Annotated in this window: 1 protein-coding gene; it reads right to left on the reverse strand. The window is 52.6% G+C overall.

What is annotated here, in order from left to right; all coding sequences use genetic code 11:
• On the reverse strand, nt 1–352 hold a 352-nt coding region (locus FQ755_RS14320), incomplete at its 3' end, for a Mu transposase C-terminal domain-containing protein (RefSeq protein ID WP_260858578.1).
• Between the last annotated feature and the right edge of the window lie 112 nt (nt 353–464).

Consider the following 464-nt stretch of genomic DNA (forward strand, 5'->3'; position numbering starts at 1 on the left):
GGTCGTCGGTGTTGATGGCACGGAGGTACTGGTTTTCGATCGAATTCCATACGTAAATCTCGCCAGCGTTTTCGTACGGTGCCTTGACGTGCACCTTTGATTTGGCCGGCATCATGCCCCGCAAAGCGAGTAACTCCGGAGAGGTGTAACGGAATGTGTTGAGATCGATGCCGTAGTGCTGTAGCGCGCATTCCGCATGTTCGCCAAGCTCAATGCTGAGATCGTCGGCATTGCATTTCAACAACGGGGGATGCGTGGCGGCACTTTCTTTCCAAACATCGATTGGCGCGCGGCCATCTAGGCCTTTGTGAGGTCTATGATGATAGACCTGCGTGATCCAGATATGGACCATCTCAATGAGTTTCGTGAACGTGATACATGCTTCGTCTTCCGTCTTGAAGCCGAGGCGTTGATGAATCTTGGCGAGGGTTGTGCCAGGGAGTTTGTGGATGAAGGTGTAGTTG

It is taken from the genome of Paraburkholderia sp. BCC1885, from assembly GCF_900996235.1.
Classification (GTDB): domain Bacteria; phylum Pseudomonadota; class Gammaproteobacteria; order Burkholderiales; family Burkholderiaceae; genus Paraburkholderia.